Origin of the sequence: Oerskovia douganii (assembly GCF_015142735.1) — a bacterium.
Lineage (GTDB): Bacteria > Actinomycetota > Actinomycetes > Actinomycetales > Cellulomonadaceae > Oerskovia > Oerskovia douganii.
Window position 1 is genome coordinate 101,391 of sequence record NZ_JACSPN010000014.1, and the last position, 15,087, is coordinate 116,477.

A 15,087-nucleotide genomic window follows, 5' to 3' on the forward strand; every position below is an offset into this window, starting at 1 on the left:
CGCGATGACGACGAGGTCGACGCCCGACGGCACCCCTCCCGTGAACCCCGAGCGCCCCGAGGACGACGACGCGGTCCCGTCCCCGGCGGACGAGACGCGCCCGGTCGACGAGGGTGCGACCCCCGACGACCCGCCCGCAGCCTCGGCCGAGGACGTCCCCGGCGAGGAGCCGGTCGACGCAGCGCAGGACGCCCCCGCCGGCACGACGCCGGAGGCCAGCGAAGCCGCGACCGGGACCGCGCCGGACGAGGAACCCGCCGACGCTCCCGTCGTGGCCGAGGGCGAGCCCTCCGTGCCCCTCGGTACGGCGGAGACCGCGGCCCCGCACCCCCTCGAGCGGTGGACCGCTGCCGAGGTCCCGTGGGACGTCGCCGCAGAGCTGGGCGACGACGCCCCGTACGTCCCGATCCAGGCGGCGCCCGACGTGACGCCCGCGCCCTCCGCCGAGCCGACGACGCACGAGGCAGCCGCCGGCGTCGACCGTTACCGTCCGACGGGCCACGCCCCAGACGCACGGGCCGCGGGCGCGCAAACCGCAGCCGGGTCGGCCACGGGCAGTCCGGGCAGCCGACCTGACGCCGCCGAGGAGAACGTCGCACCGGCCGCGACCCCGTCACCGGCACCGGCACCGGCACCGGCACCGGCACCGAAGGCTACGGCAGGGACAGAGGCGCGGACCTCGGGCTGGTCGAAGCTCGCTCGTGCGATGCGGCCGACGGCGAACCGTTCACAGCTCCTCGCGGGGCTGCTGTGCGCCCTGCTCGGGTTCGCGCTGGCCGTCCAGGTGAGCCAGACCCAGGAGGAGCAGCTGTCCTCGCTGCGTCAGACGGACCTCGTGCGGCTCCTGGACGACGTCACCCAGCGGGCGAACGAGCTCGAGGCTCGTGTGTCGAGCCTGCAGGAGACCCGTGACGAGCTCAGCTCGGGCTCGGGCCAGCAGCGGGCGGCCCTCGAGCTCGCCCAGCGTCAGGCCGAGTCCCAGGGGATCCTGTCCGGCCGGCTGCCTGCCGAGGGGCCGGGGATCGAGCTCACGATCACGGAGGGCGACCGGAGCATCCCGGCCAGCAAGCTGTTCAACATCCTCGAGGAGCTCCGCAACGCGGGCGTGGAGGTCGTCGAGGTCAACGGTGTCCGTCTGGTCACGAGCAGCTACTTCGAGGAGACCAGCCGGGGGATGGTCGTGGACGGGCAGGTGATCTCCTCGCCCTACCGGTGGAAGGCGATCGGCGACCCCTCGACGCTCGAGACCGCGCTCGAGATCCCCGGGGGCGCGATGGCCTCGGTCCGCAACGAAGGTGCGGACCCTGTCATCACGCAGCAGGACCTGGTGACCATCACGTCCACACGGGAGCCGCAGGCCCCGCAGTTCGCGACACCGGTCCCTGCGGAGAGCGGCGACTGAGTGCTTCCGGCGGTCGTGACGTGGGCGGATACTTTTCTCCGGACCGTCCGGCGGGGTAGGTTGGACGGGTTGGACGGGTATTGCCCGCATCACCGTGCCTCCTGTCGGGAAGTGCGCAGAGGGGTGTAGTACCTTTCCGCCCAAGGCATTTTGCTCTGAATGCGTCAAAACTCCCGAGGAGGCGAGATGACCACTCCAGGTGAATCTGCGGAGCCACGCCGGGGAGGCAGCGATACGACCGTCACGTTCGGACGCATCGAGCTGCCGATCGAGGAGGGCACCCAGCCCGGCGGACTCTCCGCCGAGGAACAGGCCGCCATCTCCGCGCTGCCCCGGCACTCTGCTCTTCTCGTGATGCAGCGTGGCCCGGCGGTCGGCTCCCGCTTCCTGCTCGACGCCGAGCGGACGGTCGCCGGTCGCAGCGAGCACGCCGACATCTTTCTCGACGACGTCACGGTCTCGCGCAAGCACGCGGAGTTCGTCCGTGAGAACGACGAGTTCGTCGTCCGGGACATCGGCTCCCTCAACGGCACCTACGTCAACCGCAACCGGGTCGACGCCGTGGCGCTGGTCTCCGGCGACGAGGTGCAGATCGGCAAGTACCGCCTCACGTTCTACACCAGCCCGGTCCTCGGCCAGCCCGCGGAGTCGGCGGAAGGCGCGGCAGGGCACCCGTGAACCAGCCGGCACGCTCCCCCTGGGGGCACGAGAACCGGTTCGACGGCACCGGTGCGCTGACCTCGGGGTCCGCGGACGCCGACGAGGACCTCGAGGGGGCGCGCGAACCCTGGCCGCAGGGGATCTCCCGGCGTGCCACGATGCGCATCTCGGACGTCCTGCGCGCCCTGCGCACGGAGTTCCCCGCCGTCAGCCACTCGAAGCTCCGGTTCCTCGAGGAGCAAGGGCTGATCGACCCCGAGCGCACCCCGTCCGGCTACCGGCAGTACAGTGCGGCCGACGTCGAGCGGCTGCGCTACGTCCTGCTCGAGCAGCGCGACCGCTACCTGCCGCTCAAGGTGATCAAGGAGAACCTGGCTGCGCTCGACGCCGGAGAGACCGCGGAGAACCCGGCCCTGCGGCTGGCAGCCAGCGATGGCGAGACCGAGGTCACGGCCGTCCGTCAGCGGTACACCGTCGGCTCGCTCGCGACGACGGTGGGCGTGGACGTCTCGCTCGTCGAAGGCCTGATCTCGGCAGGTGTCCTGCGGCAGGCCCCTGGCGGTCAGCTCGACGCCTGGTCGCTCGAGGTCGTGCAGCTCGCCGCAGCACTCGGCGAGTACGGCATCGAGCCGCGGCACCTGCGTCTGCTGCGCACGTCCGCCGACCGCCACGTCGGATTGGTCGAGCAGGTCGTCGCGCCGTGGCGCAGCCAGCAGTCCGCCTCGGCACGAGCGCACGCAGGTGCGCTGGCGGGCGAGGTCGGCGAGCTCTTCGCGAAGCTGCACACGGTGTGGCTCCGGCAGGGCGTGGGCGACCTCACGACCTGAGCGTCGTGCCCTGGACGGGCCGGCGTCCGGCGGTCCCGCGAGCGGTCACGGTGGTCGTGCGTCCCTCCTTCTGACGGACAGCGTCTGCCGTCGTACGGTGGACGAGTGAGCAACGAGGTGCCGATGGTCCCGGTGGAGGTCCTCGGCGTGCGCCAGCAGCAGGGGGCAGGGCAGGAGATCGTGGTGCTCCTGCTCGACCCCGCTGCGGAGCTGGTGGTCCCGATCATCATCGGGCCGCGGGAGGCGAGCGCGATCGCGATGGCGCAGGCGCACCTGACCGCCCCTCGACCGATGACCCATGACCTGCTGCGGGACGTCCTGGAGGCGGTGCACGTCGGCCTGCTGCGGGTGGAGATCGTCGCGCTGGACGACGGGATCTTCTTCGCCGAGATGGTGCTCAGCACGGGGGTCAGGGTGGATGCTCGCGCCTCGGACGCGATCGCGGTGGCGGTCCGTACGGGCAGCCCGGTCATGTGCTCGGCGGAGATCGTCGCACTGGCCGGGGTGGAGATCGTCGACCCGGAGCAGCAGCGGGAGGTCGCCGAGTTCCGAGACTTCCTCGAGCACGTTTCACCCGACGACTTCGGTTCACCCGGCCGCGGCGGGGAGTCGGACGATCCATGAGGCCGGTGTCGGTCGGGGCCCGCGCCACGGGCGGCGTCGCACGGGAGGAAAGTCCGACAAACCACGCCTTTCGTTCACGACAAAACGCATACATCGTCTGGTCCTTCGCAATGCCGCTCTCCTGCCGACGGTGACCGCCTCACCCGCCGGGGAGGGGCGTCGCAGGGGGAGTGGCGGCTGCGACACGCGCAGCTCTCAGCGGCTCAGTCGTTGACGCTCCCCGGCACCGGGCCTAGCGTGGAGTCCACATCATCCTTGGAGGCACAGTGAACAGCAGCGGCAGAGCTGGTGCGGAGCCGGGGGCTCCTGTTCCCCACGCGGCCCAGGGCCTGCTGTTCGGCGAGGACATCACCGAGCTCGACACCAGCATCGGGTACCGCGGGCCGACGGCCTGCAGGGTGGCCGGCATCACCTATCGGCAGCTGGACTACTGGGCCCGCACGGGCCTGGTCGAACCGACCGTCCGTCCCGCGTCCGGGTCGGGGACGCATCGTCTCTACGGTTTCCGGGACATCCTCGTCCTCAAGATCGTCAAGCGGCTCCTCGACACGGGGGTGTCCCTCCAGCAGATCCGCACCGCGGTCGAGCACCTGCGGGAGCGCGGCGTCAACGACCTCGCGCAGATCACGCTCATGAGCGACGGCGCGAGCGTGTACGAGTGCACGTCCCCCGACGAGGTCGTGGACCTGGTGCAGGGTGGCCAGGGAGTGTTCGGCATCGCCGTCGGACGCGTCTGGCGCGAGGTCGAGGGGACGCTGAGCGACATGCCGGCCGAGTCCCTCGGCGAGGACGAGACGCCCAGCCCGCCCTCCGAGGACGAGCTCGAGCTCCGTCGTCGGGCACGCTCGGCCGGCTGAGGGACCGCCGCCGGACTGCCTGGCGGGGACCGCGCGCCGCCCAGGACGTGGCGATCGCCACCTTTTTCGACCGTTCGCCCCCTTCCGGTGCCCTCCCGCCCGGACGGCCGTGGCAAGATCGCCTGTGGGCGTCCCCGGCTCGTGCCGGGAGGACCGCCCGTGACGAGCGAGCACACGGCCCTCTTCTCGCGAGGGTGCGCGTGCTCGACCCACGATGACGGATGGGGTACTTGGTGTTCTCGAAGGTTCTGGTCGCCAACCGCGCGGAGATCGCGGTTCGGGCGTTTCGCGCGGCGTACGAGCTCGGCTCCCGGACGGTGGCGGTCTTCCCCTACGAGGACCGGAACTCCGAGCACCGCCTGAAGGCGGACGAGGCGTACCGGATCGGCGAGGAGGGGCACCCGGTCCGGGCGTACCTCGACATCGAGGAGATCGTGCGCGTCGCCAAGGACGCCGGCGCGGACGCGATCTACCCCGGCTACGGCTTCCTGTCGGAGAACCCCGACCTCGCACGGGCCTGCCAGCAGGCGGGCATCACGTTCGTCGGGCCGCCTCCCGAGGTCCTCGAGCTCGCCGGGAACAAGGTGCGCGCCCTCAAGGCCGCGAAGGAGGCCGGCATCCCGGTCCTCGCGTCGAGCGAGCCGTCGTCGGACATCGACGAGCTCATCGCGGCAGCCGACGAGATCGGTTTCCCGATCTTCGCCAAGGCCGTCGCGGGTGGTGGCGGGCGCGGCATGCGCCGCGTCGACCGGCGGGAGGACCTGCCCGAGGCGCTGGCCGCCGCGATGCGCGAGGCCGACGGCGCGTTCGGCGACCCGACCATGTTCCTCGAGCAGGCCGTCCTGCGACCGCGTCACATCGAGGTGCAGATCCTCGCCGACGGGCAGGGCAACGTCGTGCACCTGTACGAGCGCGACTGCTCGGTCCAGCGGCGCCACCAGAAGGTCATCGAGATCGCGCCCGCGCCCAACCTCGACCCCGCGGTCCGGGAGGCACTGTGCGCCGACGCCGTGAAGTTCGCGCGGTCGATCGGGTACCAGAACGCCGGGACCGTCGAGTTCCTGCTCGACACCGTGGGGGAGCGGGCCGGGCAGCACGTGTTCATCGAGATGAACCCGCGCATCCAGGTCGAGCACACCGTGACCGAGGAGGTCACCGACATCGACCTCGTCTCGTCGCAGATGCGCATCGCCGCGGGGGAGTCGCTCGAGGACCTGGGCATCCGCCAGGAGGACGTGCACGTCAACGGCGCGGCCCTGCAGTCGCGCATCACGACGGAGGACCCCTCCAACGGCTTCCGCCCGGACACGGGCCGCATCGTGGCCTACCGTTCCCCGGGCGGCGCGGGAGTCCGCCTCGACGGCGCGACGGCGACCGCCGGGTCGGAGATCTCGGGCCACTTCGACTCGATGCTGGTCAAGCTCACGTGCCGCGGCAGGGACTACCCGACGGCCGTACGCCGGGCCCGCCGTGCCCTGGCCGAGTTCCGCATCCGCGGCATCCGGACGAACATCCCGTTCCTGCAGGCGGTGCTCTCGGACGCCGAGTTCATCGCCGGGAACCTGTCGACGTCCTTCATCGACGAGCGCCCCGAGCTGCTGGCCGCACGCGAGAGCGCAGACCGCGGCACCCGGCTCCTGAGCTACCTGGGCGACGTGACGGTCAACCGCCCGCACGGACCCGGCCAGGGGGCGATCGACCCCGTCGCCAAGCTCCCCGAGGTCGACCTGTCGCTGGCCCCCGTGCCGGGCAGCCGTCAGCAGCTGCTCGAGCTGGGTCCGGAGGGCTTCGCCCGCGCGCTGCGCGCCGAGACCGCGGTCAAGGTCACGGACACCACGTTCCGCGACGCCCACCAGTCCCTGCTCGCGACCCGGGTGCGCACCCACGACCTGCTCGCGGTCGCCCCGTACGTCGCGCGCCTGACGCCGCAGCTGCTCTCGGTCGAGGCATGGGGCGGCGCGACGTACGACGTCGCGCTCCGCTTCCTCGGCGAGGACCCGTGGGCCCGCCTGGCGGCGCTGCGCGAGGCCATGCCGAACGTCGCGCTCCAGATGCTCCTGCGCGGCCGCAACACCGTCGGGTACACCCCGTACCCCACCGAGGTCACCGAGGCCTTCGTCCGTGAGGCCGCGGCCACGGGCGTGGACATCTTCCGCATCTTCGACGCGCTCAACGACGTCGAGCAGATGCGCCCGGCGATCGACGCCGTCCGGGCGACCGGCACCGCGGTCGCCGAGGTCGCGCTGTGCTACACGGGCAACCTGCTCGACCCGGCCGAGTCCCTGTACACGCTCGACTACTACCTCGAGCTCGCCGACCGCATCGTCGACGCGGGGGCGCACGTCCTCGCGATCAAGGACATGGCCGGCCTGCTGCGTCCTGCGGCCGCGGCGCGCCTCGTCACGGCCCTGCGCGAGCGCTTCGACCTGCCCGTCCACCTGCACACGCACGACACGTCGGGCGGGCAGATGGCCACCCTCATGGCGGCCGTCGCGGCAGGGGTCGACGCAGTCGACGTCGCGAGCGCGGCGATGGCCGGAACGACGAGCCAGCCGTCGATGTCCGCCCTGGTCGCAGGGCTCGAGCACACCGAGCGCGACACGGGCCTGTCGCTGCGCGCGGTGTGCGACCTGGAGCCCTACTGGGAGGCCGTGCGGCGCCTGTACGCCCCGTTCGAGTCGGGCCTGTCGAGCCCCACGGGTCGCGTCTACGAGCACGAGATCCCGGGCGGCCAGCTCTCCAACCTGCGCCAGCAGGCCATCGCGCTCGGCCTGGGCGACCGGTTCGAGCAGATCGAGGCCACGTACGCCGCGGCCGACCGCATCCTCGGGCGCCTGGTCAAGGTGACCCCGTCCTCGAAGGTGGTCGGAGACCTGGCCCTCCAGCTCGTGGCGCGCCAGGCCGACCCGGCGGACTTCGCCGAGAACCCGCAGGACTACGACATCCCCGACTCGGTCATCGCGTTCCTCGGCGGCGAGCTCGGCGATCCTCCCGGCGGCTGGCCCGAGCCCTTCCGCAGCAAGGCCCTTGCAGGCCGCGTCGTGCGTACGCCCGTGACGCCGCTCACCGCGGAGGACCAGGCGGACCTCGACGGGGACTCGGCCGCACGGCGCAACCGGCTCAACCACCTGCTGTTCGCCGGCCCGACCAAGGACTACGAGACGACGCGGGCGGCGTTCGGCGACGTCTCGGTGCTCGACACCCAGGCGTACCTCTACGGGCTCACGCCCGGCGAGGAGGTCGAGGTCTCGCTCGAGCGCGGGGTCAAGCTCCTCGTGGGGCTCGAGGCCGTGGGCGTCCCGGATGAGCGCGGCATGCGCACGGTCATGTTCACGCTCAACGGCCAGCTCCGCCCGCTCCAGGTCCGCGACCGGTCGATCGAGGTCGACTCGTCGCTCGCCGAGAAGGCCGACCCGGCCGCACCGGGCCAGATCGCGGCGCCGTTCGCGGGGGCCGTGACGCCGGTGGTCCAGGAGGGCGAGGTCGTCGAGGCCGGGCAGACCGTCGCGACGGTCGAGGCCATGAAGATGGAGGCCGCGATCACGACCCCCGTCGGCGGGACCGTGCAGCGCGTCGCGATCGGCGCGGTCCAGCAGCTCGAGGGCGGGGACCTGGTGCTCGTCGTCGTCTAGTCCGGTGCGGACGGTCCTCGGGCCGGGCCGGGAGCGTCGCGCTCCCTGCCCGGCCCGTCGTCGTCCGGGTCGGGGCGCCGGTCAGTCCGCTACGAGGCGTCGTGAGAGCGCCAGCCCGACGCCGAAGCTCCCGCCGATCACGAGGGCCGCGGTCCAGCGTGGGCCGGGGGAGGCGCGCCGGGTTGCGGACGGTTCCGGAAGCGATGCCGTAACGCCCGTTACGCTCACAGCCGTCTACGTAGGCTGGGTGGCTCCGCCCGTCAACCCCTCCGGGAGCACCCGTGCCACGCACCCCCGACGAAGAACGCCGAGCCCGGCTCGTCGCCGACGCGCTCGACCACCTGCAGGGGGCGGGCCTGAGCACCTTCACCCTGCGATCGCTCGCACCCCACCTCGGCACGAGCGCGCGGATGCTCGTGCACTACTTCGGGACCAGGGACGCGCTCCTCGACGCGGTCCTCACGGAGCACCGTCGGCGCATGATCGCGGGCCTCGACGCCGTCGCGACCACCGACCCTCGCGCCACGGCGCAGGCAGCCTGGGCGGCGATGACCGACCCGGCGCGCACCGGGCACTTCACCCTCATGCTCCAGGTCCTCACGGCCTCCCTCGAGGACGGGCACCCGCACCACGCGATCGCCCAGGACGCGATCGGCGCGTGGGTCGAGCACGTCGAGAAGCTCCTCGTCGGCACCGGCAGCCCGCCGGACGTCGCGCGAACCGACGCCACGCTCCTCACCTCGGGGTTCAAGGGCCTCCTGCTCGACCGGCTCGTCACGGGCGACCTGCAGAGGACCGACGCCGCGGCGCAGCGGCTCGTCGACCTGCTGCTCGCCCCCTGACCCGACGCGACGTCCAGGGCGCCTCACGGCAGACTGGAACCTCCCGCCCCCCACCGAAGGCACCCGATGCGCATCACGTCTCACGGCCACTCGTGCGTGGCCCTCGACCACGCAGGCACCACGCTCACCCTCGACCCCGGGACGTTCGCCGACACCGCGACGGCACTCGACGCCCCCGGCACGCTGCTCGTGACCCACGCGCACCCCGACCACCTCGACGTCGAGGCCGTGCAGGCCGCCCTGGACCGGGACCCGGAGGTCCGGGTGATCGGCCCGCAGGCCGTGTTCGACCGGCTGGGACGGACGCCCGACGACGCCCGGTTCGTGCTGGTCGAACCCGGTGACGTCCTGACGGTCGGATCGTTCTCCGTGCTGGTCGGGGGAGGGCAGCACGCCCTGATCCACCCGGACGTGCCGCGGGTGGCGAACCTCACCTACCTCGTGGCGGCAGGCGGCGTGCGGGTCTACCACCCGGGCGACTCGTTCAGCCCGCCGCTGACCGACGACCGCCTCGACGTCCTGTTCGCGCCCGTGTCGGCCCCCTGGATGAAGGTCGCAGAAGGCATCGACTTCGTCCGCTCGCTCGACCCGTGGACGGTGGTCCCGATCCACGAAGCAATCCTCTCCCAGGCCGGCCTCGGCCTCGTCCACCGGCTGTTCGGTGAGGCACGCACCGGCGGCACCTACGACTTTCGCCCGCTCGGCGTGGGCGAGCGGTACGACGCGACCCCCCAGCACCTCACGGAGGAGACGGCCATGGGCGAGGACCCGACGCCGGACGGACCCCTGCACCGAGACCCCGAGGCCGTCGCCGAGGCTATCCTGCGCGAGCACCCCGAGTTCGATCAGGTCCCTGCCATCGAGATCGACGAGACCGTGCCGCCCCGCCCGGAGGAGGAGGCCGCGGATGCCGCACGGGAGGAGGGGGCCACAGGCGCCGGCGTGGCGCCGTGAACCCGTCGGAAGCGACACCGGCGGGCGCCCGGGGTGCGCGACGAGCACGACGACGCGCTCTGAGCAGGCCCTGCACGGCGTGCGGCCATCCGTGGGGCGAACATCCCGGGACCCCGTACGACGCCGCCGTCGCCGGGAACGACCGGTGCGGCGAGTGCGTCCACGAGCAGGACCACGGGTTCACCGCGCGACCGGCGTGCCGGCTGCAGGTTCCCGCGGACGTGCTGGGCGCGACCTGACGCACGTCGGGCGGCGTCGTCCTCTGCCTACAGCAGCGGTCGCAGGGGAGCGAGCGCGACCTCGCCGAGCTTGGCCGCGAGGGACCGCCCGGACCACTCCTCGAGCGTGAGCTCGCGGCAGTTGCTGAGGTCGACGTCGTACACCTTCTCCATCTGGGCCGCGATGCCGGCGTCGACGATCTCCAGGTTGACCTCGTAGTTGCCCGTGAGGCTGAGGCGGTCGATGTTCGCCGTGCCGATCGTGGTCCAGCGCCCGTCGATCGTCGCGGTCTTGGCGTGGACCATCGCGTCCTTGTAGAGCCAGATGGTCACGCCACCGCGCAGCAGGGTCGTGTAGAGGCCCTTGGAGAGCCAGTCCGCCACGACGTGGTTGGAGCGCTCGGGCACGAGGACCCTGACGTCGACGCCACGCAGTGCCGCCATGAGGAGCGCGTCGAGGATCTCGCGGTCGGGGATGAAGTAGGCCTGCGTGATGTAGATGTGGTCCGACGCGCGGTCGATCGCATCGAGGTAGATGCCGCGGATCGGGAAGACGAGGTGGGCGGGGGCATTGCGCGCCGCGCGGAGCTCGGGGAGCCACAGCCGGGACCCCGGGTCCTCGAGGTGCGGCTGGCCGGGCTTCCTGTTCGAGTTCCAGAAGTCGACGAACGCGTTGCGCAGCTCCCACGTGGAGGGGCCCGCGAGCCGGATGTGCGTGTCACGCCACTGCGTCGCGTACATGGCCCCGATGTTGTACCCGCCCACGAAGCCGATCTCGTCGTCGACCACCAGGATCTTGCGGTGGTCCCGTCCGGACTTGCGGACGTTGAGCATCAGGACGCCCGGGCGGAAGACCGGGTAGCGGATGACGTGGATGGGTGCCGGGAAGGTCAGGAAGTCGCGAGGGACCACGAGGTTCGCGAAACCGTCGTAGATCACGAAGACCTCGACGCCGCGCTCGGTGGCCTCGATCAGCGCGTCCTTGAACTCCTGGCCCAGCTCGTCACCCTTCCAGATGTACGTCTCGAGCATGATGCGTCGCGTCGCGCCCCGGATCGCGGCCAGCATCTCGCGGTAGAGGTCGTCACCGTAGGTGAAGATCGTCGTCGAGGTCTCACCGACGCTGCCCTCGGCAGGGGCCGAGCGGGGAAACCTGCTGGGGTCCGTGACGCGACGCTTGCGGATGGCGTCCGCGATCACGAGGCCGGTCGCGACGGTCATGGGGACGGCGACCGCGAGTACTGCCGCGCGGGCCATCACCGTTCGGGCGAGCTGGACGGGGGAGGTCTTCGAGGGGCGCACCTGCTCACCGTAGCCTCAGGACGCCGAGCACACCCGGAGAAAACGCGTGACGTTGGTCGTTGCGGCCGCGACGGCCTCCGGTCACCCGGCCGAGGGTGTGGTTTCCTTCTCTTTGTCCGTTTCGGCCGGCGGCTCGCTGCCCATCTCCGCGGGCAACCCGGTCGACAACGGGTGGGACCGGATCGCGGCCGCGAGCTCACCCTCGATCCGGTCGAGGTAGACACCGGTCGTCGCGATCGACGCGTGGCCGAGCAGCTCGGCGATGACCTTGACGTCCCAGCCCTGGGCGACGAGGAGGGTCGCGGTCGTGTGGCGCAGCGCGTGGGGGGTGGCTGCTCGGCGGTACTCCTCGGGCATCCGGGCGATGCACCGGTTGAGGAGGGCCCGGATCGCCTGCGCGTCGATGCGTCGACCTCGCCAGGTCAGCAGGAGAGCGCGCGCGGCGTCGGGGTCGCCTGGTCGGCGCGCGAGCAGCGAGGGACGCAGCGTCGCGAGGTACTCGTCGAGGGCACGTGACAGGGGCTCGGACAGGCTGACCGTCCGCACCGCGCCTCCCTTGCCCTTGATGCGCCAGCGGGTCTGGTCCGGCTCACGCACGAAGTCGTCGACGTCCGCGCGGGCGACCTCCGAGACCCGCGGCCCCAGGATGAGCAGGAGCGCGATGATGAACCGGTCCCGAAGAGCGAGGTCGTGGTCCGGTCGGGGGGTGGGGGTGCTGGGCGACGCGGCCGGGGACAGCGAGTCGGTCGCGCGCGGCTTGGTGCTCGCGGTCACGAGGAGAGCCTGCGCAGCCGTTGCCGAGAGCGCGGTACGAGCGACCCGCAGGCCGCCGCGGAGCCGGGCCGGGGGAGCGGCCCACTGCATGGGGTCGGCCTGCACCCACCCGTCGCGCGCGGCGTGCGTGAAGAAGCGCGAGATCGACTGGCGGAAGCGGTTGACGGTCGCAGCCGATCGCCCCGGGCCGTCGGGCTTGGTCCGCGGGTCCGCGTAGCGACCGTCGGGGGTGACCTGGTAGCGCAGGAGGAAGTCGTCGACGTCGGCGCCGGTGATGTCGTCGAGGACCGTGTCAGGTCCGGCGAGCGAGGAGAACTCTCGCAGGTCGCGCTCGTAGTTCCGCTGGGTCGTGGGGGAGAGGACGCCCCTGAGGGTCTCCGCAGACACGGAAGAGAGGTACGTGGCGACGGCCTCCGCGACGGTGACGCGGTTGAGGCGGGGAGGGGCGACCACCGAGAGGCTCCTGGGGACGGGACGGGACGAGACCGGACATCCGGAGCATAGGGGGCGCCACTGACAGCGACGGGGGTGAGGGGCCCGACGGGCGACCGTCTCTGACCACGGTGTTGTGCTAAACACAATGGTTTGTCTTGTATGTCCCAATTCGGCGACCCTACCGCAGCGCGCCACGAGATGGAAGGGAATGCGCCTCGTGTCGCATCACCCGCCCGACGGCGCCGTCACGCCGGGCCGCCTTCGCACCTCGGCCATGGAGCGAGAAGGTGACCGCGCTGCACGGGGGGACCGGTTCCCGGCGGGGGCGGACGTGAGTCGGTAGATCCACCACGGCGACGCCACCGCGACGGTGACGACCGTCAGGACGGCCGCAAGCGCGGCGAGACCGACCAGCACCACCAGGAGCGCTGCGGAGAAGATCGCGCGCACCGACCGGTCGATCGTCGAGCTGCCAGATGCCCGCAGGATGCGTCCGGACGAACTGGCGCCCAGATCCACGGGCGCCGCGCTGGCGCGGATGCTCTCGAACGGTCCTGAGCTCATGTCCCGACTCCTGGTGCACCTCGGGCGTGCTGTCGACGCCGTCACAGCAGAGGGAGCACGTCGCAGCGCCGTCTGATGCGACGGCGGGCCCGAGCTCGCGCAGGGTGACGGAGGCTTGTGTCGGCGCCACCTCGTGGGCGCAAGGAACCGGGCGACCCGCGACCGAGAGGGGCGTGGTCAGATCGTCGTAATGACATAATGTACATTATCGGCGTTGACTGGAAGCGGCCGAGAGGGGCGAGAAACGGCGCGATCGCAGTACCCGAGCGCCCGAGCGGTTCGTCCGCACCATGGCCACCACCGTCGTCGCTGGACACTTCTCACGAGGCTCGCGCGTCCATGACGTTCCGCGGGGCTGCCGCCGCACCCGGCACGTGCGCGCCGGCACGAGCCGGGTGCGGCACCCGAGGCAGAACTCCGCGCACGGCAATCTCAGACCGGATCGGCCGCTGGTTCGCCACGAACCCCACGTCGCTCGGTCCAGCCATCCGCACCCGGACGTCGAGTGCACCGACGGCAGCGAACGGCGTGTGTCGACGATGGTCCGTGCGATCCTCCTGGTGGCGGCGTCTCGGCCCGTCGAGACACCCGTGCGATGGCCGCAGCCCGGGGAATCCTGCTGCCACTCCCCCGGGCCATCGCCTCCAAATCGTGCATCGTCGCAGGTCAGAGGCCATTATGACCCGGTCGTGAAGCCGCCCGGGCGCCACGGACGATCAGCCTGCCGCCCTCTTGACGAGCTGTGCGATCGTCGCCTCGTTCTCCACCGTCAGCTCCGTGAGGGCGTACGCGACGGGCCACAGCGTGCCCTCGTCGAGCTGCGCGACGTCGTTGAAGCCGAAGGTCGGGTAACGCGCGCCGAACTTCTCCGCGGGCTGGAAGAAGCACAGGATCTTGCCGTCCTTGGCCCACCCGGGCATCCCGTACCAGGTCTTCGGTGCGAGCGATGGCGCGTGCTCTGCGACGAGCTCGTGGATCCTGGACGCCATGGAACGGTCGGGCTCCAAGAGCTCCGCGATCTTCTCGAGCTGGGCCTTCTCCGCGTCCGCACGGTTCGCGGACGCCTTGAGCTCCTTGGCGCGCTCCTTCATCGCCGCGCGTTCCTCGGCCGAGAATCCTTCGTACGCCTTGCTGGTCCTGGTCGACTTCGTGGTGCCGGTCATCGTGGTTCCCCTCCTCGGTGTGTCGTACGTCAGGATCGACGCTACTGAGCGGGGCCGGACGCCGCTTCTCCAGATCTGCTCGATCCCGACACGGCGGAAGCCAGGCGCAGTCAGCGGGCGGAATGTGCACCGCGCATTTCCCTGCCGCCTCCTGGACGGAAAGGATGAGTTGGCGGCAATGAATACTGCCCAGAATGCGCACGGTTGTTTCCCCGTCCGGATGCTCCGGACGCCCTCGATCGTCGGCGATGGACGTGACCGCCTCCGACCGGGTGTTCCGCCGGCGGACATACTGTCCCGACCGCCGGCTCCTCGACGGCCGTACCGCCGCTCCCCCGGGGCTGGCGCGTCCGGGCCGAGCCTGCGCCTCGACGAGGCCGTCTGCCGTCTGCCGTCTGCCGTCTGAGAACCGCAGCACCCGCTCGTCGTCTCCGCCGAAAGCATGGTTGACCTGCGAAGACGACCAGGTGCAGCGGATCTCACCCGGAGCGCTCCGGGCGCCGCACGCCCCCTCTGTGTGGCGCCCGGCACCGGGAGCAGCCCCCCTGAAGCGCCAGGGCACGCTCGACCGAGCGACGGGGTTGGCCCGGTGGGCGCGGTGGCCGCTGGCTACTCGTACGGCGCGTGCAGGGCGCCGGCGTGGCAGAGCGGCGGACCGTCTTTGCGGTACTGCCAGCAGGTGAATGTTTTCTCTGGCAATTGCGCGGCGCCTTGTCGCGGCGTGCGCGGTCGGGAATTCAGAATGCTCGTCCGCGGCTCAGAGGTGTTCTCACCAGGCTGATTTGGCGGTTCCTCGTTGAAGGTGGAGCAGGACGAGGGCTGCTGCGGTGATC

The 15,087-nt window shown here is 71.5% G+C and carries 13 protein-coding genes; 8 read left to right on the forward strand and 5 right to left on the reverse strand.

Annotated elements, in window-relative coordinates:
- The first annotated feature begins 4 nt into the window (after positions 1 to 4).
- The 8 genes from H9623_RS11860 (at position 5) to H9623_RS11895 (ending at position 9,798) form a co-directional block, all read left to right on the forward strand.
- Positions 5 to 1,402, forward strand: coding sequence for a DUF881 domain-containing protein (locus H9623_RS11860; protein WP_193720241.1), 1,398 nt, complete (start codon positions 5 to 7; stop codon positions 1,400 to 1,402).
- A 186-nt stretch (positions 1,403 to 1,588) separates the two neighbouring features.
- The gene (locus H9623_RS11865) at positions 1,589 to 2,080 is read left to right on the forward strand and encodes an FHA domain-containing protein (protein WP_193720242.1); all 492 of its coding nucleotides are present in this window, start codon (positions 1,589 to 1,591) and stop codon (positions 2,078 to 2,080) included.
- A complete protein-coding gene (gene ftsR, locus H9623_RS11870) occupies positions 2,077 to 2,889 on the forward strand; it encodes a transcriptional regulator FtsR (RefSeq protein ID WP_321575422.1) in 813 nt (270 codons plus the stop codon). Before H9623_RS11865 ends, ftsR begins: the two co-directional genes overlap by 4 nt.
- Positions 2,890 to 3,012: 123 nt before the next feature.
- A complete protein-coding gene (locus H9623_RS11875; RefSeq protein ID WP_193720265.1) occupies positions 3,013 to 3,513 on the forward strand; it encodes a bifunctional nuclease family protein in 501 nt (166 codons plus the stop codon).
- A 266-nt stretch (positions 3,514 to 3,779) separates the two neighbouring features.
- Positions 3,780 to 4,370 (forward strand): MerR family transcriptional regulator, encoded by a 591-nt coding sequence (locus H9623_RS11880; RefSeq protein ID WP_193720243.1) that lies wholly within the window; start codon positions 3,780 to 3,782, stop codon positions 4,368 to 4,370.
- Between the two features lie 233 nt (positions 4,371 to 4,603).
- Positions 4,604 to 8,002, forward strand: a complete 3,399-nt coding sequence (locus H9623_RS11885) for a pyruvate carboxylase (RefSeq protein WP_193720244.1) — start codon at positions 4,604 to 4,606, stop codon at positions 8,000 to 8,002.
- Positions 8,003 to 8,283: 281 nt separating this feature from the next.
- Complete coding sequence (locus tag H9623_RS11890) at positions 8,284 to 8,844, forward strand: TetR family transcriptional regulator (RefSeq protein ID WP_193720245.1); 561 nt, start codon at positions 8,284 to 8,286, stop codon at positions 8,842 to 8,844.
- Positions 8,845 to 8,910: 66 nt separating this feature from the next.
- Complete coding sequence (locus H9623_RS11895; RefSeq protein WP_193720246.1) at positions 8,911 to 9,798, forward strand: MBL fold metallo-hydrolase; 888 nt, start codon at positions 8,911 to 8,913, stop codon at positions 9,796 to 9,798.
- 266 nt (positions 9,799 to 10,064) lie between these two features.
- On the opposite strand, the gene H9623_RS11900 is transcribed toward H9623_RS11895, so the two are convergent.
- The 5 genes from H9623_RS11900 to H9623_RS19510 form a co-directional block, all read right to left on the reverse strand.
- Positions 10,065 to 11,318, reverse strand: a complete 1,254-nt coding sequence (locus H9623_RS11900) for a phospholipase D-like domain-containing protein (RefSeq protein WP_321575423.1) — start codon at positions 11,316 to 11,318, stop codon at positions 10,065 to 10,067.
- 81 nt (positions 11,319 to 11,399) lie between these two features.
- Entirely contained in the window at positions 11,400 to 12,545 is a 1,146-nt protein-coding gene (locus H9623_RS11905; RefSeq protein WP_193720247.1) for a tyrosine-type recombinase/integrase, read from the reverse strand.
- 207 nt (positions 12,546 to 12,752) lie between these two features.
- Positions 12,753 to 13,091 carry a hypothetical protein gene (locus H9623_RS11910; RefSeq protein WP_193720248.1) on the reverse strand — a complete coding sequence of 113 codons (339 nt, stop codon included), beginning with the start codon at positions 13,089 to 13,091 and terminating at the stop codon, positions 12,753 to 12,755.
- Positions 13,092 to 13,807: 716 nt separating this feature from the next.
- Positions 13,808 to 14,254 (reverse strand): iron chaperone, encoded by a 447-nt coding sequence (locus H9623_RS11915; RefSeq protein WP_193720249.1) that lies wholly within the window; start codon positions 14,252 to 14,254, stop codon positions 13,808 to 13,810.
- A gap of 609 nt (positions 14,255 to 14,863) precedes the next feature.
- Positions 14,864 to 15,087: hypothetical protein (locus tag H9623_RS19510; protein ID WP_227748551.1), on the reverse strand; the 224-nt coding region annotated here is incomplete at its 5' end.

Excerpts from the sequence above, each read along its gene's own strand:
- H9623_RS11910 (WP_193720248.1), bottom strand. The coding sequence starts at position 13,091 with ATGAGCTCAGGACCGTTCGAGAGCATCCGCGCCAGCGCGGCGCCCGTG.
- H9623_RS11875 (WP_193720265.1), top strand. The coding sequence starts at position 3,013 with ATGGTCCCGGTGGAGGTCCTCGGCGTGCGCCAGCAGCAGGGGGCAGGG.
- H9623_RS11865 (WP_193720242.1), top strand. The coding sequence starts at position 1,589 with ATGACCACTCCAGGTGAATCTGCGGAGCCACGCCGGGGAGGCAGCGAT.
- H9623_RS11895 (WP_193720246.1), top strand. The coding sequence starts at position 8,911 with ATGCGCATCACGTCTCACGGCCACTCGTGCGTGGCCCTCGACCACGCA.
- H9623_RS11860 (WP_193720241.1), top strand. The coding sequence starts at position 5 with ATGACGACGAGGTCGACGCCCGACGGCACCCCTCCCGTGAACCCCGAG.
- H9623_RS11915 (WP_193720249.1), bottom strand. The coding sequence starts at position 14,254 with ATGACCGGCACCACGAAGTCGACCAGGACCAGCAAGGCGTACGAAGGA.